A 21,682-nucleotide genomic window follows, 5' to 3' on the forward strand; every position below is an offset into this window, starting at 1 on the left:
TCTCCTGTTGATGGATTGAGGATGTTACTGTAGTTTCGCCCTCCCCAAACGTCAAGGTTTCGATTCAGTACGCTCAAGCAAATGACCACTCCCTCACGCACCGATCTCCTGACCGACGATTTCTCCTTCGACCTCCCGACGGAGCGGATCGCCGCGTGGCCGACGCCCGACCGGGCCGCCTCCCGCCTCATGGTCCTCGACCGGGCGGCGCGGACGATCACCCACGCGCAGTTCTCCGACCTGCCGACCTTCCTCCGGCCCGACGACCTCCTCGTCCTGAACAACAGCCGCGTCATGCCCGCGAGCCTCGATTCGGCCGACGGCGCGCTCTCGATCCTCCTATTGAAGGAGACGAGCCCCCGCCATTGGATGGCGCTGGTGAAGCCGGCGAAGCGGGCGATGCCCGGCATGCGCCACACCTTCCGGAGCCGGGACGGGAAGCGGACGATCGAGGCCGAGGTGCTGAAGACCCTCGAAAGCGGCGAGCGGGTCTTCCGCTTCTTCGACGACCTCCCCCTCGACGAGTACGGCGACATGCCGATCCCGCCCTACATCCTGAAGCGCCGCAAGGCGCTCGAGGCAGAGGCCTCGGCGATCCCCTCGATCGACGACCGCGTCCGCTACCAGACCGTCTACGCCGATGCGGCCCAGGCGGGCTCCGTCGCCGCGCCGACGGCGGGCCTCCACTTCACGCCGGAGATGCTGGCGAAATTCGACCACGCCTTCGTCACCCTCCACGTCGGCCTCGGCACCTTCCGCCCCGTGAAGGTCGAGAAGCTGGCCGACCACGTCATGCACCGCGAGGAGTTCGAGATCCCGGCGGGCCTCGCCGAAAAGGTGAAGCGCGAGGACGGGACGAAGCGCCGCATCGTCGCCGTGGGGACGACGAGCGCCCGGGTCCTGGAGAGCGTCGAGTCCCTCCGCCCGCGCCGGGGAGAGACCGAGATCTTCCTCTACCCGCCCTACCGGTTCAAACACGTCGGGGCGCTGCTGACGAACTTCCACCTGCCCAAATCGACCCTCCTCATGCTCGTCTCGGCGTTCGCAGGACGGGAGTTTATCCTGGAGGCGTACCGGGAGGCCGTGGCGAAGGAATATCGGTTCTTCAGCTACGGGGACGCGATGCTGATTCTGTAGGGGGGCGTTCCGCTCCCCGATAGGAGACGGGGCCAATACGCCCTGACTCCTATCGCGAGAGATGCGCTGGGAAACTGCGATGGCTGAAGCCCAGCTCTACGCCGCCACGCGCATCCGCTCGTGCGCGAGTTTGACGAGGGTGTCGATGGGGAAGGGCTTCCGCAGGACGGGGACGTTGGAGCGGGCGATTTCCTCGCTCATCTCGTTGGTCCCGTCGTGGCCGGTCATGAAGAAGAAATGGGAGGTCTGTTGGGGCCGGTTCGCGGCGATCCAGCGGAAGAGTTCGATGCCGTTGCGGAACGGCATGCGGACGTCGGAGACGATGAGGTCGAAGCCCTCGGGAACCTCGGTGAGGGCGGCGACGGCTTCCTCCCCGTGCATGGCGCGGCGGACGTTCGCCTTGAATTTCCGCTTCAGGATCTCGCTGACGAGGTTGCCGACGTTCGGCTCGTCGTCGACGACGAGGACCTCCGGGATCCGGGGCGCGGCGGGAGCGTGGGTCGGGGCGGGAGCGGGAGGCGGCTCCCCGGGGGAGGAACCTTCCGGTGCGGGTCCGGCCGCGGGAGCGGGGGAGGCAGGCATAGAGGCGATCTTGGGTGGGGCGAGGTTCCCGCCGCCGGAGGGACTACTCAAAGCGCGGGTGGTGAGGGGGAAGCGGGCGGTGAAGCAGCTCCCCTTCGCCGGGGCGCTCTCGACCGAAATCTCCCCGCCGAACTGCCGGGCGAGGCTGCGGCAGACGCTCAGGCCGAGGCCCCGGGCGGTCTCGGCGGCCTTCGTGGTGAAGAAGGGATCGAAGATGCGCGGGAGGATCTCCGGCGGGATGCCCACGCCCGAATCGGTCACGTCGACGAAGGCCTGGTTCCCCTCGATCCGGATGGCGAGGACCAGCTCCTTCTGGAACGAGGTCCGCATGGCGTCGACGGCGTTGACGAGGAGGTTGACGAAGATCTGCTTGATCTGCGCCGCGTCGGCGAGGATCGGGACGGGCTCGGCGGGAAGGCGGTCGATGATCGAGACCTTCGCGTCGGCGATCTGGAAGGCGAGGAGGGAGGCGGTCTCCCGGAGGACGCCGCAGAGGTCGACGGGGGTCGGCTTCCCGCCCGGCTTCACGAGCTGGAGGAGCTGGTGGACGATGGCGGAGAACTCCGAGCTGCTCTTCTTGATGACCTCGGTGTAGTGGATGATCTTCGCCGGGTCGGCGTCGGCCCCGGCGGTCGCCTCGTTGGAGAGGAGCTCGCTGTAGCCGAGGAGGGGGAGGGCCTTGTTGTTGAGTTCGTGGGCGATGCCGCCGAGAAGGGAGTCGAGGAGGACGTCCTTCTCCTGCTGGAGGATCTTTTTCTGGAGCTGCCGCTCCTCGGTCACGTCCTGGACGCAGAGGCAGACCTGGGACGAATCGGCGATCCAGCTCAGGGCATACTGGAAGCGGACGTCGACGCCGGGGCGGTCGGCCAGCTCCATCGGCAGCTCGAGCATCAGCGAGGGGGAGCCCTCCTCGCGCGACTCGAGCCGCTGGAGGGTGGAGAGGAACTCGGCGCGGGCGGAGAGGGGCATGAAGTCGCCGACGTCGACGACCTTCTCCTGCGGCGGATAGGGGAGCTTCAGGAGGCCGGAGAAATGGCGGTTGTAGGTCCGCGTCTCGCCCGAGGTGTTCAGCAGGGCGAAGCCGATGGCGCTGTTCTCGAAGAGGATGTGGTAGCGGGCCTGGGAGCGCCGGAGGTCGAGGGAGATGCGGAACTGCTGCTGCGCGGCCTGCCGGAGGTTCTCCTGCAATTCCTGGTCCCGCTTCTGCGCGCGGCGCATCTCGACGGAGTGGCGGAACTGCTGCTGGAGGGCCTGGCGGAGCATGTCCTCCTTCCGCGCGAGGTTCTGCACCTGGGTCAGGATCTGGCGGGAGAGGACGGTGACGAGGCTGCGGAGGGTGACGAGGCCGACGTAGCCCCCCTCCTCGCTGAGGACGAGGAGGTCGTAGTGCATCGACTCGCCGGTGCGGTCGAGGGTGAGGTCGAGGACCTCGGTCATCGGCGTCTCCTCGGAGGCCTGGACGACGCCGATGAGGAGGTGGAGGCCGACGGGCTCGTGGCCGACGGACTCGTCGCCGGTCCGTTCCAGGAGGCGGTCGACGGCGGTGAGGGAGATCAGGCCGGAGGGCCGCCCCTCGGCATCGACGACGGGGAGGTATTCCCGGCCCTCGCGCTCGAAGTAGGGAAGGCAGTCCCGGAGGGGCGTCTCGGCGGGCAGCGTCCCGACCGGCTCGGCGAGCGTCCCGAGGCGGAGGCCCGAGGACATGACCGAGACCGGGGCCGACCCGAACTCGATGTCGTCCATCGGGCCCTGGCCGCCGTCGTTTCCGGCGTCATGGATTTCGGGGGGTTCGGGGTTGGGATTGCTCACAAACGGCGTGTCGGCTGCGGTTTTCTGCTCTCGGCTCTGTCCTGATTCTGCTCTTTCGGCTTCGCTTTCGTGAAAGCAATTCGGTCGTCCTCGTCGGCTGGCGGTACCCTATTCCTGAGCATTTTTAAGGCCAGAGGGCTCTCCGGCCGGCTCGATTTTTCTCAAGGGCAATCCCGGGATGCGGATTTTCCACCGGCGGTGGACCCATTCGGCGAGGCGGTGCAACGGCAGATCGCAGAAAGCCCCGACGATCAGGGCGACCACGCACCCGACGAGGACCGCCAGAACGCGATCGAACGATCCCACCCAGACCTTCTCCCCCCCGGTGAAGATCACGATCACAACCGAAACGTAGGCCGGACGCAAGCCTTCGTCGAGCCGGATGGCTTGACAGAGAAACCCCGCGACGACCAACCCGAGGCCGAGCGCCCACGGCGTCGGCCCCAGCAACAGGACCGAAATCGAGCCGATCAGGGCGCCGAGGATATTCGCCCAGAACCGGGAGAGCGAGGCCTGGATCGAGGGCTGGAACGTCGGCTGCGTGACGAGGACCGCCGAGACGGGCGCGGCCCACGCCGCGCCGGGAAGCCCGAGGGAGATGTAAATCGAGTAGGCGAGGACGGCGGAGATCGAGGCCTTCACCGCAAAGAACGCCGCAGCGACGGCGTCGAAGGGAGGCCGGGGAGCGGGCGGCGGCGGAATCGGAGAGGGGGCGGGAGGCGTCACGGCGGCAATGAGGGGCTGGAAGGGATGGGGAATCTGCTCAAGTATTTCACACTTCGGTACCTTTTCCAAACCAGCGATTTACCCTGTCCCTGTTGAGTCGAATTACCCATTGAAAAAGGAGGGCGGAAAGAGATAGAGTGGCCACCACGTTTTTTCGTAACCTTTCCAATAAACGCTGCTTAAGCCCAGCTTCTTCCCCTTCGCGCTCGTTCCCTCCTATGTCCGCCGTCCTTCCTTCGCTGCTCTACGCCCAGAGCGGCGTGGCCTTCACCCCGGGATCTTGCCCCAGCGTCGCCTCCTTCCGGACGCGGCACGGCTTGGTACGCCTTGTTAACGAGGCCCGCTCCCTCCCCGCCGACCTGTGGGAAAAGAGCTTCGCCCATCTCTGCCTCGATCACCGCTACTATCCCCTCCTCGAGGAGACCCTCCCGCAGAACTTCACCTACCGCTACCTCGTCATCGAGGACGCCGGAGGCCGTCCCCGCAGCGTCCAGCCGATCTTCGTCGTCCACCAGGACCTCGCCGCCGGATTGCCCCCGGCGATCCGCCGCTGCTTCGACGCCGTCCGCTATCTCTTCCCCCGCTTCGCGAAGCTGAACACCCTCATGATCGGGTGCAGCGCGGGCGAGGGGGAACTGGGTGCCGATGCCGAATCGGAGCGCCGCTGGATCGCCGAGGCCCTCCACGAGGCCCTCCCCTCGGTCGCCGCGCGGCTCGACACCGACATCATCGTCCTGAAGGACTTCCCCTCCCGCCATCGCTCCGCCCTCTCCGTCTTCACGGCGGGCGGCTACCAGCGCGTCGCCAGCCTCCCCGCCGTCCACCTCTCCCTCGATTTCCCCGACTTCGAGGAGTACATGAAGACGCGGCTCAGCAAGAAGACCCGCAAGAACCTCCGCCAGAAATTCCGCAAGACCGAGGAGGAGCCGCTGGAGATGGAAGTCGTCTCCGACATCGGCGACCGCGTCGACGAGATCTACCCCCTCTACGAGGCCGTCCACGGCCGCTCCCGCTTCCAGTTCGAGAAGCTGACCGTCTCCTACTTCCGCGAGATCGGGAAGCGGATGGGCGACCGCACCCGCTTCTTCCTCTGGAAGCGGAAGGGGAAGATCGTCGCCTTCAGCCTCTGCTTCGTCCACCGGGCCGGGGAGAGCGACGGCGAGATCTACGATTGCTGCATGGGGCTCGACTACTCCGTCGCCCTCGACCTCCATCTCTACTTCGTCACCTGGCGCGACGTCGTCTCCTGGGCTCTCACCCAAAAAATCACCCGCTATTACAGCGGCCCGCTCAACTACGAGCCGAAGTACCACTTCCGCTGCGAGCTCTCCCCGCTCGACCTCTACGTGACCCACACGAACAAGTGGATCAATCCGTTCTTCCGCAAGCTCCTCTCCTACCTGGAGCCCGTCCGCCACCAACCGATCGTGCGCACCTTCCCGAATGCGCACGAGTTGTGAGCGGGCCGGGGGCCGGGGAAACGCATTCCGGTGACGGCGCCTCCGCCGCCATCCCGGTGCCGGTCCTGACGCCCTACTTTCATCTCCTCCTCGGAGCCCTCCTGGTCACCGCCTCGGAACTCCTCCTGCGGCGCGGCGCGGCGGCGGTTCCCGATCTCGGCTGGAGCGGCCTCACCGGCCTCACCTCGGCGTGGGTCTGGGTCTCGGTCCTCTGCTACATCGGCAGCTTCGTCTGCTGGCTCCGCGTCCTCAGCCGGCTTCCCCTCGTCGTGGCGTTCAACCTCATGAACATCGTCCACGTCCTCGTCCCGCTCGGCTCGGCCCTCTTCCTCCACGAGCGCATCTCCCTCCTCCGCTGGAGCGGCATCGCCCTCGTCCTCGTCGGCGTCTGGACCATCGCGAAGCCCCTCATGACCCTGGAGGAAAAGCTGTGAGCCCGGCGGCCCCCGGCGGCCTCGATGCGACGGCGATGCTCCGCCTCGCCGGGGCCCTCCTCGGCCTCGTCGTCGGCCAGATCGGCCTGAAGATGGCGATGCATCCCCGCCCGGACTGGTCCCGGCTGAAGCAGGCCGCCCTCTTCGCCCTCGCCATCGGCGCGATGACGGCGTGGTTCTTCCTCTGGATGGGCCTCCTCGGCGATCACGAGCTGAGCTTCATCTACCCCTTCGAGGCCGTCGGCTCGGCCATCCTGAGCATCGCCGCCATCGTCGTGCTGCGGGAGCGGATGACCTGGCGGCTCGCCGTCGGGATCGCGCTGATCACCGGCGGCGTTTTCCTGGTTTCGCTGAGCTAGCGGCCCGAACGTCCCAACCGCCGCGCCGCCGCGCCGAGGGGGAGCCCCACGCCGAGGCCGAGGACCGTCCCCGCCAGCAGGTCGCTAAGATAATGCCGGCCCAGCCAGGCGCGGGACCAGCAGACGCCGGCCGCCGCCGCCATCGCGGGGATGCCGAGCGGGGGATAGGCGATGAGGAGCGCACCCGCCGTCGCCATCGAGGTCGTCGCGTGGCCGGAGGGGAAGCCCTGCATCAGCGAGGTGGGCCGGGGGCCGTAGAAGCCGTCGGGCAGCGCCTCGGGCCGGAGGCGGCGATGGAAGGAGAGGAAAGGCTCCGGGGCCTGGTCCAGATGGAGGCGGGCGACCGCGTCGGCCTCCTCGGCGGCGGGCCGGGGGCGGCCCAGCGTCAGCCGCAGCGTGCTGCCGGGGATGCCCGCGAGGCTCGCCGCCAGGAGGGCCGCCAGACCGGCCCGCCGCCACGCGGCCTTGTCGAATCCGATCCCGGCGAAGATCAGGGAGAAGGAGACGATGAAGGTCCCGGTGAGGTAATCGCCCCAGAAGCTGAATTTCTCCGCCACGGGGCGCAGGCCGGGAGCCGCCTCGCCGAGGGCCGAGATCAGCCGGGCGACGTGGAAATCGAGGGCGAAGGCGGTGCTGAAGACGAGGACGAAGAGGATCGCCGCGACGATCCGCGTCTCGGCGGGAATCCCGCCCCGCCGCTCCCACGCCGTGGCGATGAGAGCGCGGCCGTCGGAGAGAAGGGCGCGGAGGGAACGCATGGGGAGAGCCTCCCGGACGCGCCCGGGCCTAGCCGAAGAGATTGTACTTCACGATCACGTAGATCGCGCGGACGCCGTCCTTCCACCCGATCTTCTTCCCCTGATCGTAGGTGCGGCCGTGGTAGGTGATGCCGATCTCGTAGAAGACCGCCCGCTTCTTGGCGAGCTTCGCGGTGATCTCGGGCTCGAAGCCGAAGCGTTTCTCCTCGATCTCGATCGACTGGATGACCTCGCGGCGGAAGGCCTTGTAGCCGGTCTCCATGTCGGTGAGGTTGAGGTTCGTGAACATGTTCGAGAGGAGCGTCAGGAAGGCGTTCCCCATGTAGTGCCAGAAGTAGACGACGCGGTGGGCGCCGCTCCCCATGAAGCGCGAGCCGTAGACGACGTCGGCGCCCATCTCCTCGATCGGGGCGATGAGGGCGGGATAGTGGACGGGATCGTACTCGAGGTCGGCGTCCTGGATCAGGACGATGTCGCCGGTGGCGGCCTGGAAGCCGTTGTTGCAGGCCGCTCCCTTGCCCTGGTTCTTGTCGTGGTAGAGGACCTTCGCGACGAGGGGGGTGATCTTCTCGCGGAGGATCTCCCGCGTGCCGTCGGTCGAACAATCGTCGATGATGATGATCTCGGCGTCGGGCACCTGCGCCTTCACGCGGATGACGACCTGTTCGATCGTCTTTTTCTCGTTAAAGCAGGGGATGATGATGGAAAGCTTCATGGCGGGAAGGGGCAGGGTAATAGGGAAGGGGGAGGGGCAGCAAGCGGGAAAGAAGGGGGCTGATCCCCCCTTCCAGCCCCGCGACCCGACCTCGGGTCTTGTACTGCGCGCAGATTCGCTCTACCCTCCCTCTTTCTTTTTCTATGCGCCTCCTTCTCCACGGATGGGTACTCGGGGCCGTCCTGCTCGCCTCCGGCCTCCCTCTGCGGGCCGACACCGGGAACCTCGGCCCGTGGGGGGACCAGGGGAACGGGACCTACAAGAACCCCGTCCTCCACGGGGACTTCGGCGACGCCGACGTCATCCGGGTCGGCGGCGTCTTCTACCTCACCACGCCGACCTACCACTACCTCCCCGGCATCACCCTCCTCCGCTCGACCGACCTGGTGAACTGGGACTACGTCGGCCACGGCCTGGCCGATTTTTCCGGCGTCGGCCCCCTCCTGGGCCGCGACCGGACGATCCCCTACGGCCTCGGCATCGCCTCCGTCGCCCTCCGCTATCACGACGGGAAGTTCCTCCTCTACTTCACCCCGCCCCTCCAGGGCCTCTTCGTCACGACGGCGACCGATCCGGCGGGCCCGTGGACGCCGCCGCAGATGATGATGAAGGGCGGCTGGATCGTCCCCTCCCCGTTCTGGGACGACGACGGGAAAGCGTGGCTCCTGGCGACCAGCGCCGTCGGCAAGACCGAGATCTTCCCGATGCACCCGGACGGCCTTTCGGTCGACTCGCCGGGAACCGTCCTCTTCCCCGACGCGCTTTCCGACTTCCGGGGAGGCCGCCTCCGTAAAATCGGCGCGACCTACTACCTCCTGCGGGACGAGCCGCTCCCCGGCGAGTCGGGAACCGTCGTCAGCGCCCTCCGCGCGCCCTCGCCCACCGGCCCTTGGGAGCGGCGGACGATCCTCCATACGCCAAAGAACCGGCCCGCCGACCGGGAACCGGGAGCGGGCGTCCTCGTCGACGGGGCTGACGGAACGTGGTGGTTCCTCGCCCGGCAGCGGGCCTACGGCAACGACGGCGAGGGCGACCACGCGGGCCGCCCCCTCCACCTCCTCCCCGTCTCGTGGATCGACGGCTGGCCCGTTCCCGGAGACGCTGACGCCGACGGCATCGGCACCCTCGCCTGGACCTCGCCGAAACCGGCCCTGCCCGCCGTCCCGCCCCATCCCCCGCAGACCGACGACGATTTCTCCCAGCCCCAGCTCGCCCCCCAATGGGAGTGGAACGGCGCCCCCCGCCCCGCGCTCTGGTCCCTCACCGAAAATCCCGGCCACCTCCGGCTGAAGGCGGCGAAGCCGTTTCCCCTCTCGCTCCAGCCGAAGCTCGATCCGGGCCAGTTCGTCCAGCTCATCCAGTCGTTCCTCAACCCCTCCGATTTCTTCCGCGTCGGGAACGTCCTCACCCAGCGGACCCTCGGACCGGGGCCGGGGGAGATCGCCGTCCGCGTCGAGGCGGGCGGGATGACGGAGGGGCAGATCGCCGGGCTCGCCCTCTATTGGGACCGGAAATATGTCGCCACCCTCGGCGTGGTGCGGAACGGCGGCGTGCGAAAGGTCGAGTTCGCGAACACCCTCACCCGCCGCACCGACGCGGGGCCCGAGGTGAGCGCCGGGGCCGTCTGGCTCCGCGCCTCGATCTCCGCCGCCCAGCCCTCCCCGGACAAGCGGGAACGGGAGTCGATCCCCCCTTCGGCGACGTTCTCCTACAGCTTCGACGGCCGGAACTACACCCCCCTGGGCGACGCCTTCCGCTTCGGCTGGGGGGAAAACCGGGGCACCCGGATTGCCCTCTTTACCTGGAATGGAAAGGAGCAGAAGGAGAAGGAGCCGGGGTATGCGGATTTTGGGCCGTTCCGGTATGCGTTTTATGGGCCGAGTCATCCGGATGCGGGGGCGTTTTCTTCGCAGAATTTGATGCCTTAGGGGGGCGCGGGGTGGGGGGTGCCCTTCGGGGCTGGCGGGGGCGACCCTGTACAGCTGGAGGCGACCCGCTTTAACGCCACAGAGGGGCTTCGCCCCTCCGTGACCTCCTGTTCTGAGGGCCTTAGCTAGGCGGACGCGTTTCCCCCTGCGCCTTGTCTCCGAACTGGATTAAAATCGGATGGTTCCAGTACGCCCGAGGGTACGTACTGAAGGGGTAGCGGCACCCATACGCCTAGACTCCTATCGGGAGAGAAGCGTATGGGAGAGATATCTTCAGGGGTTCAGCACCGAGGAGATAGGCCTGTATCCTTGGATGCTCCTTCCCATGGCTCGGCCCTCAAGGAGGTTAGATCCAGCGGAGTAGAGTGGGCTTATGGAAGATATGCCTCTTGATTGCGCCCTATCTACACCACGGCCCATCAGAGGGGGAGGTGCAGGAGGGGCGCAGCCCCATCTTGCATCTCTAAACGCGCGTCCGGCATCCAGCCGCACAGGGAGATGTACCCCGTCCCGAAGGGCTGCCCCTCCGCCGCGACCCCTTTCCCCCCTCCCCGTTCCAGCAAAACCAAGACGCCCTGAATGGGAATTGGTCCCAAGCCCAAAACCTGCTCCAATCAAGCCATGCAAACCGGCCTGCGCCTGTTTTCCCTCCTCTGCCTCGGGATGCTTCTCTCGTCCCCGGCGGAAGCCTCGCTCCGCGACCTCCTGAGCGGGGAGGGCTTCACCGAGGCCGAGGTCGTCCGGGCCGCGCACACGAACGCCGCCTTCATCAAGGTCGAGATCAACGGCCACCCCCTCACCCTCTGCATCGACACCGGCTCCCCGATGACGATCCTGACCCGGGAGGCGGCGCTGCGGGCCAACGTGCCGACGAACCGCCTTTTCGGCCCGATCTCGGGGATCAACGGCCTCGCCGACCCGAAGGCCGCGATCGCCAGCCTCCGCAGCTTCAAGATCGCCGGGAGCGAGCTCGCCTCGGAGCCGATCCTCATCTCCGACGCCCCCTTCCCGCTGAAGATGAGCCCGGTGAAATTCGACGGGCTCCTCGGCTGGAAGACGATGAAGAAGAACCGCGTCATCTTCGGCTACGCCCCGGCGCTCTTCTTCTTCCGGCCCGACGGGAAATCGGCCCGGCGCCTCGACGCCGCCTGCCGCGCGGAGCAGTTCCTCTCGGTGAAGCTCCGCCCCTACCGCGAGGGCTATTACCTGCCGCTGACGCTCGACGGGCAGGCCGCCCGGATGCTCCTCGATTCGGGGGCCGCCTTCACCCTCGTCAGCGACGACTTCGCCCGGCTCCACCTCGACGCGGGGAAGACCGTCGGCACGGGCCGCAGCCTCGGCATCGACGGGAACCCCGTCCTCCAGCAGCGGGTGACGCCGAAGACGATGGAGCTCGGCTCCCGCGCCTTCGCGCCGATCACGATCACCTCGGGCGCGGCGAAGCTCTTCGAGAACAAGCCCGACGCCGACGGGCGGAGGGGAAAGCAGATCGACGGCCTCCTCGGCTACGACCTCGTCGGGCGCTTCTACTCCCTCCTCGACATGGGGAACGACCGCCTCTACCTCCACCCGCGGCCCGAGAAAGAAGAGTAGGAAGCCTTCATCCCGACATCCGCTTCGCCAGCTCGCCGAGGGTCGCCACGGCCTTCTCCATCGCCGGGGTGCGGGGATGGCCGCAGCTGAGGCGGATGCAGTTGCGGAACTCGGCGGCCGGGGAGAAGAGGTGGCCGGGGGCGATGCTGATCCCCGCCTCGCGCGCCTTCTCGAAGAGGACCATCGAGTCGACCTGCCGCGCCAGCTCGATCCAGAGGACGAAGCCGCCCTGCGGATCGCTGATCTTCGCCTCCCGGGGGAAGGCCGCCGCCACCGCCTCGCGCATCCGCAGGATCTGTTCCCGGAAGGTGGCGCGGAGACGGCGGAGGTGGTGGTCGTAGCCGCCGTTGCGGAGGAACTCGGCGATGGCCAGGGAGGGAAGCGGCGAGCCCCCGAAGGTCAGTGCCACCTTCGCCTCGAGGATCTCCCGGTGCCAGCGCCCCCCGGCGATGTAACCCGCGCGGTAGCCGGGGGCGAGGGTCTTCGAGAAGGAGCCGCAGAGGAGGACGCCGCCGTCGGCGTCGAGCGACTTCAGGCAGGCGGGCCGCTCCCCCCGATGGGAGAGGTCGCCGTAGATGTCGTCCTCGATGATCGGGATCTGCCGCTGCGCGGCGAGGGCGACCAGCTCGGCCCGGGCCGCCTCGGGCATGAGGCTCCCGAGGGGGTTGCTGAAATTGGGGATGACGATCAGCGCGGCGACCTTCTCCCGTTCGAGGACTTTCCGCACCGCCCCGATCGGGAGCCCCTCCCGGGGGCTGGAGGGGACGGCGACGGTCCGCAGGCCGAGGCGGCTGAGGAGATGGAGGATGCCGTAATAGATCGGCGACTCGACCATGACCGTGTCGCCCGGCTTCGCCACGGTGCGGAGCGCGAGGTGGAGGGCCTCGGTCGCCCCGTTCGTCAGGAGGAAGTCCTCGGGCGGCAGGTAGGTCCCCCACTCGACCGAGCGGCGGCTGATCTCCCGCCGCAACGCCGGGCAGCCGGGAGGCGGATCGTATTGGACGACGGCGCGCGCCTGCCGCCGGGCGATCGCCCCGGTGATCCGGGCGAGCTTCTCCGAGGGAAGCAGGGCCGGGCTCGGGTTCGCGCCCCCCATCGGGACGAGGCGGGGATTGGCGACGTCGTCGACCAGCGCCATCAGCGGGGCGAAGCGGGAGAGGGTCTTCGGCGAGGGGATGCGGCGGGAGAACGAGGGAACCTCGGTCCCCGAGGAGAGGCGGGCGCGGACGTAGAAGCCCGACTTCGGCCGCGCCTCGACGAGGCGGCGGTCCTCCAGGACAGTGTAGGCGTGGAGGACGGTCGGGATGCTGACGCGGTACCGTTCACTGAGGTGGCGGATGGAGGGAATCCGATCGCCGGGACGGAGGGTCCCCGCCTCGATCATCGTCTGGACCTCGTCGGCCAGGACGAGGTAGCGGGGCTGCCCGTTGCCCTTTCCGTTCTCTTTCCCGTTCACCTGCACAGGATGCTCCTTTTTCATCGGAAGACGATACAGATTACGCCGGGACGACGGCTTCCCCCGGCAGCGACACCCCCGCCGCCGTCCTCCGCGCCCCGATCTGGGCGACGGCGATGCAGGCGACCACCCCACCCGCCGCCAGCCAATCGCCGGAGAGGGGCCGCTCCCCCAGCAGGAAGATCGAGAAGACCAGCGTCACGAAGGGCTGGGCCAGCTGGATCTGCCCGATCCGGGCGATCCCTCCCTTCGCGAGCGCCCGATACCAGAAGAGCATCCCGATGAGCGAACTGAAGAGGACATTGTAAAGGAGCGCCAGCCAGCACGCCGTCGAGACTGCGCCGGGATGCTCCGGCAGCCGCCCGAGGCAGAGCGCCACGCCGGGCAGGAAGGCCGCGATCGGCACCCAGCACGTCAGCGCCGTGGTCCCGATCTCCCGCCCCAGGCGGGTCCCCTCGGCATAGCCGATCCCGCAGGTGAGCGCCGCGAGGAGGAGGAGCAGGTCGGCCCGCCCCAGGTGGAGGCCCGCCCCGGAGCGGCCCAGCCCGTAGCCCGTCACGATCGCGCTGCCGGCCAGGGCCGCCGTCCAGAAAAGCCCCGTCTGCCGCTGCCCGCTCCGCAGCGAGGCCCACAGGGCGTTCACCAGCGGGATGACGCCGATGACGATGGCGGCATGGGAACTCGACACCTCGCGTAGCGCCCGCGCCGAGAACCACGAGAAGCCGAACGCCAGGCACGCCGTCGCCGCCAGGAGGGAGCCGATCTGCCGCATCGTCAGCCGGGGCGAGCCGACCGCCGCCAGCACGAGGGCCGCCGGGATCGCCGCCAACGCCATCCGCCCGATCCCGACGATGACGGGATCGAGCTCCCGGACGGCGATCCGCATCGTCGGCACGGTGAGGCTGAAGAGGACGACGGCCAGCACCCCCTCGGGAATGCCCGTGAGGAGCGCGGCGGACCGGGAGGGGGAAAAGGCCATCCTCCCATCGTGGGGGAAGCCGGAGGCGGGAGACAGGGACAGTTCCCCCTCTTTTCCATCTGCACAGTACGCGGCAGCCCCGATGGAAACTGTATAGGTCGGGTTTCCCCGGGACTGTCGCTACCGGAAAGACGCGCGCCGGGGCACGATGAGGGCATGAACTCCTCCCTGATCCTCGCCCAAATCGAGGTCGACCCGGAACTGGCGCGGAAACTCGGCTTGATCTGCAGCATCACCTTCGCCTGGGGCGGCTGGCTCCTCCTCCTCCTCGCCGGGGTCACCTTCCTCGCCCGCTATCCGAACCGGGACCGCCGCCCGCTCGGCTGGCTCGCCCTCGGAATCGTCCTGCCGCTCTCCCTCCCGGCGCTCCTGGCCGGACCGGCGCTCCTCTCCGCCACGGGGAACCTCAAGGGGATCGACGCCGCGCTCCTCTACTGCTTCTACGGCTACGAGGTGCTCTTCATGTTCCTCAGCGTCAGCTGGGGGACGCTGCTCTACATGAAGTGGGTGCGGCAGTGGTCGGGCTGGTCGAGGGAAGACGCCTAGTTCGTCTCGTCCTCGTCCTCTTCGCCGAAGGCGTCGCCTTCCTCGCCGCCGGGAGGGGTGTCCTCGTCGCCGATCCCCTCGCGCCCGCGGGCGAATGACTCGATGAGATCGCGGAGGAGCGGGAAACCGTAGTCGCGCCACATCGCGCAGAGGACCCACTCGAAGAGGTCTTCCTCCTCCATCTCGGGCTGGCCGATGTGGAGGAGCGGGTTCTTCGACGCCTCGGCGACGAAGGCCGCGTAATCGCCGGCGATGGAGAGGCGGTAACGGAGGCAGGTCTGTTCCTCGGCGGTCAGCTCCGGCCATTCCCCGGTCCGGGCGTAGGTGCGGACGGCGGCGCGGACCCCCTCGGCGGCGGCATCGTCGAATTCCTCCAGCGCGCCCTCGGCCGAAAGGAGGATGTCGGTGAGATCGTCCTCGGTGTGGGCGAAATCGGGCGCGGAATCGAGGGCCTCGCCGAGGAGGTCGAGGAGGCGACTCCAGGTCATGCTGTTGTCTTGGCGGAAAATCACGGGAGGGTCACTATGCCCCCGAACGGGGCGGAAATCAATCTACACCTCAACGACGATCTTCCCCACCGATTCGCCCGCCTCCAGCAGCGCGTGGGCCTCCCGCAGATTCGCCGCCGTGAGGCCCTTCAAGACCTTGTTCACCGTGGTCCGCAGCCTCCCCGCCTCGACCAGCCGGGCGACCTCCCGCAGGATCGTCCCCTGCGATTCGGGGCGGTAGCCGAAGAAGGTTTTCGAGAACATGTACTCCCACTGGACGCGGATCGCCTTCCGCTTGAACCCGACGATGTCGAGCGTCTCCGGATCGTCGATCAGGCAGAAATGGCCGAAGGGGCGGAGGAGCTCCGGGATGACCTTCAGGTAGCGCCGGGACTGGGTCGTCCCGAAGACGACGTCGAGGGTCCCGGGCTCGACGCCGTAGCGGGCCAGTTCGTCGGAAAGGTCGTTGTGATGATTCAGGATGTGGTCGGCCCCCAGCCGCTCGCACCAGGCCATCGTCTCCGGCCGCGAGGCGGTGGCGAAGACCCGCGCGGGGGTCGCCGCCTTCAGGATCTGGATCGCCATGGAACCGACGCCGCCCGCCCCGCCGATGACGAGGACCTTCGTCTGCGGGGTGAACTCGATCCCGCCTTCGAGCATCGCCTCCCACGCCGTGAGGGAAGTGAGGGGAAGGGCCGCCGCCTCGGCGAAACCAAGGTTCGCGGGCTTCGGCGCGACGATCCGGTGATCGACGGCCTGATACTCGGCGTTCGAGCCGTCGCGCATCAGCGCCCCGGCGTAGAAGACCTCGTCGCCCGGTTTGAATCCGGCGACGGCGCTCCCGACCTTCTCGATCACCCCGGCCCCGTCCCAACCGAGGACGACCCCGCGCGAGCCCTCGGCGGCGCTCCGGCTCGCGCGGACCTTCGTGTCGACCGGGTTCACCGAGAACGCCCGGACACGGACCAGGACGTCTCCTTCCTTGAGTTCGGGGAGCGGGAGATCGACCTCCTCGATGGCAAAATCGGCGAGGGCGTGGGCGGTGCGGTAGGCCAGGGCTTTCATCCCTCGTACCGTCGCATAAAACCGGCCCGCTTCCCAATATTTCTATTCGCCGACGACGGAGACCCAGACCGTCCGCCGGTGGGGGGCCGACCGGTGCTCGAAGAGGAAAATCCCCTGCCACGTCCCGAGGCAGAGCCGCCCCCCCGCGACCGGCACCCCTTCGGAGGTCCGCGTCAGGGCCATCCGCAGGTGGCTCGTCGTGTCGTCGGGGCCCTCGTCGGTGTGGAGGTAGTCGTTGCCCGAGTCGGGGACGAGGCGCTCGAAGAAGCGATGGAGATCTTCCCGCGCCGTCGGGTCGGCGTTCTCGTAGATGACGAGGCTGGCGCTCGTGTGGGCGAGGAAGACCGTGGCGAGGCCGGTCCTGACGCCGCTCTTCGCGACGAGCCGGGCGACCTGCGCGGTCAGGTCATAAGTCCCCTTCCCCTGCGTGGGGAGGGCAAACGATTCGGTGAGGGCGGGCATGGCGGAAGGCGGTGACGATTTATTCTTTGTTCCCGTTGCGCAGCGCCGTCACGAAAAGGCCGACCCACCCGGCGAGGAAGCAGAGGCCGCCGAGCGGGGTGACGATCCCCGCCCCCCTCGGCGCGCCGAGGCCGAGGGCGTAGAGGGAGCCGCTGAAGAGGACGATGCCGACGACGAAGCAGCCCCGCACCCGGTCGGGAACCGACTCCTCCCGCACGAGGGCGAGGAGGACGGCGACGTGGACGAGGTGGTAAAGGACCGCCGTCTTCCACGCCTCGGTCATCCCCCGCTCCAGCAGCGCCGGGGCAAGCGCGTGGGCTCCAAAGGCGCCGAGGGCGACGCCGAGAAAACCGAGGACGGAGGCCGCGGCAAGGCGGCGCGAGGGGGTGCAAGACTTCATGGGAAGGAAGCTTAGAATAGTTCAGCCCCTTTGAGAATGCGGTAAAAAGGAGCGGAGATCGCGGAGATGGATCGCGGAGATATAAGGGAGATATGTCGGTTGGCGGCTTGCAATGGGGCCGCCCGCCTGCTAGCCTAACCGCCCTTATGACAGATTCTCGTGTGGCGCGGCAGACAGCGGAACGCCTTATCGGTTCTCGGGCCCAACTGCTGAAATACCAGTGCCTTCTCGGCTTCGACGGCTTCGTCGACGAGATCTACCACGCGGTCGAGCAGCGTCAATCCCCCACCAAGTTCACCCCCTACGCCGGGATCAAGCCCTTCGGCACCGCGATCTCCGCCGCCGCCGGGAAGAGCGCCTCGGTCGAGGTCGTCGAGCAGGCCGTCCGCATGGGCGGCAACGGCCCCCTGACCGCCTTCGCCCTCAGCACCCTCGGCGCCCCCGTCCACTACATCGGCATGTGCGGCTACCCGGCGGTCCACCCCGTCTTCGCCGAATTCGCCAAGCGGGCCAAGGTCTACTCCATCGCCAACCCCGCCCTCACCCGGACCCTCGAGTTCCCCGACGGCAAGATCGTCCTCGGCCAGAACGAGAGCGTCAACGAAGTCAGCTGGGACAACATCAAGAAGCGCCTCACCGAGGCGAAGTTCAAGAAGGTCTGGAACGACGCCCACTTCATCGGGATCGTCAACTGGACGACCCTCCCCCACCTCTCCGCCATCTGGAAGCGCCTCCTCTCCGACTACGCTCCCGCGAAGGGCGCGGGCCGGAAGCTCGTCTTCTTCGACCTCGGCGACCCCTCGAAGCGGATCGACGCCGACCTCCTCGCCGCGCTGAAGATCATCTCCGAGTTCCAGGAACAGCACGACGTCATCCTCGGCCTCAATGAGGAGGAGGCCAACCAGGTCGCCCGCGTCCTCCGCCTGAAGAAGGCCCCCGCGACGCCGAAGGGGACCGCCTCCCTCGCCGCCGCGATCCGCGAGAAGCTCGTCCTCCACACCGTCGTCATCCACCCGACGAAGTACGCCGCCGCCGCCGACGCCCAGGGCGAGGCGATCCTCGACGGCCCCTACACCGCGAAGCCGAAGACCACCGTCGGCGCCGGGGACCACTTCAACGCCGGGTTCGTGATCGGTCGGCTCCTGGGCCTCGCCCTCCCCCACTCGATCCAGCTCGCCGTCGCCAGCAGCGGCTTCTACGTCCGCCACGCCACAAGCCCGAACCGCGAGCAGCTCGTCCGGTTCCTGCAGACGCTCTAGGCGCTCGCACGCGTCAAAAAAAACGCCGCCTCCGGAAACGGAGGCGGCGTTTTTTGTCGTCCTTGCCGATCCTACTTCGTCATCTGCTTCGACCACCGCCAGCCGACCGTGGCGAATAGAAGGACGCCCGCGAACCACCCCCACGCGCCCGGCCACGCATAGAGGAAGCCCTGCTTCAGCAGGCCGAAGGCCCCGATGAGAAGGAACGCGAACGGCAACCACGCCCTGTGAAGCCGGAGGAAGGTGACGTAGGCGAGCCACAGGAGAAGCCCCGAGGCAATCCCGGTGAGGGCCCATTCCCGGAACGTCCCGAGCCCGCCCGAGCCGAGGTAGGCCATCGTCCCGACGACGATCACCAGGCCCGCGCCCAGGCCGCTCCACCGCGCCGCCCGGTCGGAGCGGGTGCCGAGGGAGCGGACGTAATCGGCCAGCGCCAGGATCCAGAAGACCTCGGCGACGGTGTAGAGGATATCGATCAGCCGCCCCGCCGCGGCGGTGAACCACGGGAGGGAGCTGGCCAGCGGCCCGTAATCGGCCAGCGGCGGGGTGAGGTGGCGGCTGTCGATGCCGCCCGTCACGGCGCGGAGGCCGACCCACGCGCAGGCGAAGCCGAGGGCGGCGAGGATCGCCCGGCGCAGCTCGGGCTTCGCGCCGTCGATGCGCGGGAGGGGATGGCGGGACTCGAAGTACCCCGCCGCCACGCCGATCGAGAGCGCGACGAAGAAGATGTGGACCAGCTGCCCGCCGATTGCGGAGAAGGCCTGGTTGCGGACCGGCTCCGAGGTCGAGAACCCGGCGAGGATCGAGGGCCATTCGACGGCCAGCAGGACCGCCTTCAGGACGAAGACGCCGACGCCGAACCGGACCAGCGCCGAGGGGACGAAGCCGCCCCGGCCCTGGCTCCAGGCGACCATCGCGACGACGAGGCCGACGACCATCCCGTTCCGCAGCATCTCGCCGAGGATCTTGCCCAGCGCGGCGAGCGGGGAGCGGCGGTCCTCCTCCTTCCGGCTCCAGGCGTCGGGGACGTGGATCGCGCCCCGGACATCGCGGACCTCGGTCCCGGCGACGCGGACGACGTACCAGCCCTCCCCTTCCTTCAGCGGATAGCGGAGGAGGTCGGGCTCCGCGTAGACGAGGCGCCAATCGGTGCGGGCAGGCTGCCGCTTCGCGTCGGCGACGAGGGGGCGGAGGAGGGTCGGATCGACGCCGTAGCGGGCGCGGAGGGCGTCGGCCGCGCGGGCGCGGACCTCGGCCTCGTTCAGCCGCGCGCCGGGCCGGGCCTCGGGAAGGATGTGCTCGAAGGCGACGACCTCGCCCTTGCGCGCGACGCGGAGGCGGTATTCCTCGACGCGGTCGGCGACGGGGATGCGGTCGGCGAAGCGGGCGAAGCGGACGATCCACGCGGGGGGATCGAGGAAGTAGTTTTCAAGGATCGGATAATCGGAGGGCTTCCCGGCGCGCCAGGCGAAGTCACCCGCGTCGCCGTTGCCCGCGCGGACCGTCGAGACGAGGGTCCAGCCTTCCTTCGGATCGAGCGCGACGCCGCGGCGGACGAGCTCGGCCCGGGCGGCCAGCTCGGCCCCGTCCCGCTTCACCTCGATGCGGGAGGCGACGTTCTGGAGGCCGCCGAGGGAGGAGAAGGCCCAGAGCGCGAGGCCGACGAGGCCGAGGCCGTGCCAGAGGGAGACGATGCGGCGGCGGAGGGGGTGGCTGAATTCCTCCGTGCGGGGGACGGGGACCGGGTAGGCGTGGTCGGGCGGATGCCAGGCCTTGTTCCAGGCGTCGGCGGCAAGGAGGCCGAGGGGGTAGCGGCGGCGGGCGCGGAGGACGACCCAGAGCGGGAGGAAGACGAGGAGGCCGAAGAAGAGCCGGTCGAGCCAGACGCCGGGGAGCGACGAGGTCATCAGCGCGAGCGACATCATCACCGCGTCGTAGAAGAAGTGGGCGATCATCGCCGGGAGGAGGCCGTAGCGGAGGTAGAGGAAGCCGAAGAGGGCCGCCGGGACGATCAGCTCGACCATCCGCCCGTAGGCGGGCTGGACGGGATAGAAGGCGTGGCCCGCGCCGAAGATGACGATCTGGACGACGAAGGCGATCCCGATGCAGAGGGTCCGCCACGGAATGCGGGAGGCGGGACGCTTCTCCGCGATCCAGGTCCCGATCAGGGCCGCCCCGGCGAGGGGGACGGCGCGGAAGAGCGACTCCTCCCACGTCCCGGCCTGGAGGGCCTCGGCGAGGGGGTTGAACCACGGGAGGTAATTCGCGGGGAGGTTCGGGTCGACGAGAGTCTCCGCCGGGCTCCACCAGCCGAGGTATTTCCCGGTGACGAGGTAGAAGACGACGACGAAGGCGAGGTCGCAGCCGACGATGAGGTAGCCGCCGACGGTCCGGCCCAGGACCTCGGGCGAGGCGGCGACGTCGCCGCGCCAGAGCTTCCAGAACTGGAGATGGTGGGGGAACGCGCGCCGGGTGAGGCTCTCCGCCGCGACGTAGGAGGCGCCGAAGAGAAGGGCGTCGAGGAAGAAGGAGTCGAAGAGGGGCTGGACGATCTCGGCGAAGACGAAGTTCGTCCGGGAGAGCGCAGTGTCGTAGCCCATCCAGTGGAGCGGCATCTGGTTCAACGCCGCGAGGACCTGGAGGAACGAGACGAAGGCGCCCGCCGCCAATCCGGCCTTCCACAGGACGCGCCGTTTCCGCATCAGGATGAAGACGCCGAAGAGGCAGCCGCCGACGCCGTAAAGGAGGACGGTGACGTAGCGGGCGGCGGAGGAGATCGTCTCGTTGGCCGAGCGCATCTGCTCGTACCGCTTCGTGAAGGCCTCGGGGACGTCGACGGAATGCTCGACGCAGGTCAGCCGGTCGCCGCTGACGATGAGGGTGAGGCGGAAGCGGGCCTCGCCGATCTGGTCGGCCTTCGGCCGCTCGAAGACGAAGGTGTGGTCGACGCGGCCCGAGGGACGGGTCTCGTGGGAGGCCTCGGGCTCGCCGTAGACGGAGAAGTCGACGTTCCAGTCCCGGGCCGCCGCCGTCTTCGCGAGGGCGAGGGCGATGTCGCCCGGGAGGGCCGCGCCCTGCCGCGTCTCGGGAATCTTCTCATGGAAGCCGTAGGGGGTGCCGTCGGGCGTGAAGTAGAGGCGGACCTCGTTTTCCTCCCCCTCATGGTAGCGGCGGACGATCCACTGGTAGGGGGCGTACTTCCCCCCGGCGATGAGGGCGCGGAAGGCCTCCTTGCCCCCGGCCTCCAACTCGACGTAGTTCTGCACCTCGTCGTCGCTGTCGAAGGCCGCCGTCTCCCGCGTCGCGGCGGGGGCGAGGCCGAAGCGGAGGGCGAGTTCCTTTCCCTTCTTCAGCGCCTGGGCGCGGTCCATCCGCAGGTCGATCGTCAGGATCGGGAAGGCGACGGGGAAATAGCGGACCGCGAATCCAAGGCAGAGGAACGAAAGCGCCGCGAGGACGATCCAGGCGGCGGGGCGACGGAAAAGGGAGGGAGTCATGGGGTAAAGTCCCGAGACCTTACCCCATA

19 protein-coding genes are annotated in these 21,682 nt (G+C 68.4%); 8 read left to right on the forward strand and 11 right to left on the reverse strand.

Going from position 1 to position 21,682, the window contains the following annotated elements; all coding sequences use genetic code 11:
* The first annotated feature begins 81 nt into the window (after positions 1-81).
* Complete coding sequence (queA, locus tag BLU04_RS01785) at positions 82-1,137, forward strand: tRNA preQ1(34) S-adenosylmethionine ribosyltransferase-isomerase QueA (protein WP_093281450.1); 1,056 nt, start codon at positions 82-84, stop codon at positions 1,135-1,137.
* A 96-nt stretch (positions 1,138-1,233) separates the two neighbouring features.
* Here the strand turns inward: queA and BLU04_RS01790 are convergent, their stop codons facing one another.
* Together BLU04_RS01790 and BLU04_RS01795 are read right to left on the reverse strand one after the other, a co-directional pair.
* Entirely contained in the window at positions 1,234-3,528 is a 2,295-nt protein-coding gene (locus BLU04_RS01790; RefSeq protein ID WP_093281453.1) for an ATP-binding protein, read from the reverse strand.
* A 108-nt stretch (positions 3,529-3,636) separates the two neighbouring features.
* Positions 3,637-4,254 carry an aromatic acid exporter family protein gene (locus tag BLU04_RS01795; RefSeq protein WP_157895027.1) on the reverse strand — a complete coding sequence of 206 codons (618 nt, stop codon included), beginning with the start codon at positions 4,252-4,254 and terminating at the stop codon, positions 3,637-3,639.
* A 218-nt stretch (positions 4,255-4,472) separates the two neighbouring features.
* Between BLU04_RS01795 and BLU04_RS01800 the strand changes: the two genes are divergently transcribed.
* Genes BLU04_RS01800 through BLU04_RS01810 form a run of 3 tightly spaced genes read left to right on the forward strand, consistent with a single transcriptional unit; the run spans position 4,473 to position 6,507 of the window.
* A complete protein-coding gene (locus BLU04_RS01800; protein WP_093281460.1) occupies positions 4,473-5,714 on the forward strand; it encodes a GNAT family N-acetyltransferase in 1,242 nt (413 codons plus the stop codon).
* Complete coding sequence (locus BLU04_RS01805; protein WP_093281463.1) at positions 5,711-6,148, forward strand: EamA family transporter; 438 nt, start codon at positions 5,711-5,713, stop codon at positions 6,146-6,148. The genes BLU04_RS01800 and BLU04_RS01805 overlap by 4 nt, the downstream gene beginning before the upstream one ends.
* The gene (locus tag BLU04_RS01810) at positions 6,145-6,507 is read left to right on the forward strand and encodes an EamA family transporter (RefSeq protein WP_093281465.1); all 363 of its coding nucleotides are present in this window, start codon (positions 6,145-6,147) and stop codon (positions 6,505-6,507) included. The genes BLU04_RS01805 and BLU04_RS01810 overlap by 4 nt, the downstream gene beginning before the upstream one ends.
* Here BLU04_RS01810 and BLU04_RS01815 read toward each other — a convergent pair.
* Complete coding sequence (locus BLU04_RS01815) at positions 6,504-7,265, reverse strand: phosphatase PAP2 family protein (protein ID WP_093281468.1); 762 nt, start codon at positions 7,263-7,265, stop codon at positions 6,504-6,506. The genes BLU04_RS01810 and BLU04_RS01815 overlap by 4 nt on opposite strands.
* 28 nt (positions 7,266-7,293) lie before the next feature.
* Positions 7,294-7,980, reverse strand: a complete 687-nt coding sequence (locus BLU04_RS01820) for a glycosyltransferase family 2 protein (protein WP_093281472.1) — start codon at positions 7,978-7,980, stop codon at positions 7,294-7,296.
* Positions 7,981-8,123: 143 nt separating this feature from the next.
* On the opposite strand from BLU04_RS01820, the gene BLU04_RS01825 reads away from it, so the two are divergent.
* Together BLU04_RS01825 and BLU04_RS01830 are read left to right on the forward strand one after the other, a co-directional pair.
* The gene (locus tag BLU04_RS01825; protein ID WP_093281475.1) at positions 8,124-9,908 is read left to right on the forward strand and encodes a glycoside hydrolase 43 family protein; all 1,785 of its coding nucleotides are present in this window, start codon (positions 8,124-8,126) and stop codon (positions 9,906-9,908) included.
* 621 nt (positions 9,909-10,529) lie between these two features.
* Complete coding sequence (locus BLU04_RS01830; RefSeq protein ID WP_162274610.1) at positions 10,530-11,501, forward strand: retropepsin-like aspartic protease; 972 nt, start codon at positions 10,530-10,532, stop codon at positions 11,499-11,501.
* Between the two features lie 7 nt (positions 11,502-11,508).
* Here BLU04_RS01830 and BLU04_RS01835 read toward each other — a convergent pair whose 3' ends face one another.
* Together BLU04_RS01835 and BLU04_RS01840 are read right to left on the reverse strand one after the other, a co-directional pair.
* On the reverse strand, positions 11,509-12,981 hold the full coding sequence (locus BLU04_RS01835) for a PLP-dependent aminotransferase family protein (protein ID WP_093281481.1): 1,473 nt from the start codon (positions 12,979-12,981) through the stop codon (positions 11,509-11,511).
* Positions 12,982-12,997: 16 nt separating this feature from the next.
* Entirely contained in the window at positions 12,998-13,936 is a 939-nt protein-coding gene (locus tag BLU04_RS01840) for a DMT family transporter (RefSeq protein WP_093281483.1), read from the reverse strand.
* A gap of 156 nt (positions 13,937-14,092) precedes the next feature.
* Here BLU04_RS01840 and BLU04_RS01845 point away from each other — a divergent pair, with 156 nt between their 5' ends.
* Positions 14,093-14,482, forward strand: coding sequence for a hypothetical protein (locus BLU04_RS01845; RefSeq protein WP_093281485.1), 390 nt, complete (start codon positions 14,093-14,095; stop codon positions 14,480-14,482).
* Here the strand turns inward: BLU04_RS01845 and BLU04_RS01850 are convergent.
* From BLU04_RS01850 to BLU04_RS01865, 4 genes are read right to left on the reverse strand one after another with little or no spacing between them, the layout of a single operon-like run.
* Positions 14,479-14,994: a hypothetical protein gene (locus tag BLU04_RS01850; RefSeq protein WP_157895028.1), complete on the reverse strand. Its 516-nt coding sequence runs from the start codon at positions 14,992-14,994 to the stop codon at positions 14,479-14,481. The genes BLU04_RS01845 and BLU04_RS01850 overlap by 4 nt on opposite strands.
* Before the next feature lie 39 nt (positions 14,995-15,033).
* Positions 15,034-16,035 (reverse strand): zinc-binding alcohol dehydrogenase family protein, encoded by a 1,002-nt coding sequence (locus BLU04_RS01855; RefSeq protein WP_093281490.1) that lies wholly within the window; start codon positions 16,033-16,035, stop codon positions 15,034-15,036.
* Between the two features lie 42 nt (positions 16,036-16,077).
* Positions 16,078-16,497, reverse strand: a complete 420-nt coding sequence (locus BLU04_RS01860; protein WP_093281492.1) for a secondary thiamine-phosphate synthase enzyme YjbQ — start codon at positions 16,495-16,497, stop codon at positions 16,078-16,080.
* Positions 16,498-16,516: 19 nt separating this feature from the next.
* Complete coding sequence (locus BLU04_RS01865) at positions 16,517-16,897, reverse strand: DUF423 domain-containing protein (RefSeq protein ID WP_093281494.1); 381 nt, start codon at positions 16,895-16,897, stop codon at positions 16,517-16,519.
* Positions 16,898-17,043: 146 nt separating this feature from the next.
* Between BLU04_RS01865 and BLU04_RS01870 the strand changes: the two genes are divergently transcribed.
* The gene (locus BLU04_RS01870; RefSeq protein WP_157895029.1) at positions 17,044-18,156 is read left to right on the forward strand and encodes a carbohydrate kinase family protein; all 1,113 of its coding nucleotides are present in this window, start codon (positions 17,044-17,046) and stop codon (positions 18,154-18,156) included.
* 71 nt (positions 18,157-18,227) lie between these two features.
* Here the strand turns inward: BLU04_RS01870 and BLU04_RS01875 are convergent, their stop codons facing one another.
* The gene (locus BLU04_RS01875) at positions 18,228-21,653 is read right to left on the reverse strand and encodes a CPBP family intramembrane glutamic endopeptidase (RefSeq protein ID WP_093281499.1); all 3,426 of its coding nucleotides are present in this window, start codon (positions 21,651-21,653) and stop codon (positions 18,228-18,230) included.
* Positions 21,654-21,682: the final 29 nt, after the last annotated feature.

This window comes from Verrucomicrobium sp. GAS474, assembly GCF_900105685.1.
Lineage (GTDB): Bacteria > Verrucomicrobiota > Verrucomicrobiia > Methylacidiphilales > GAS474 > GAS474.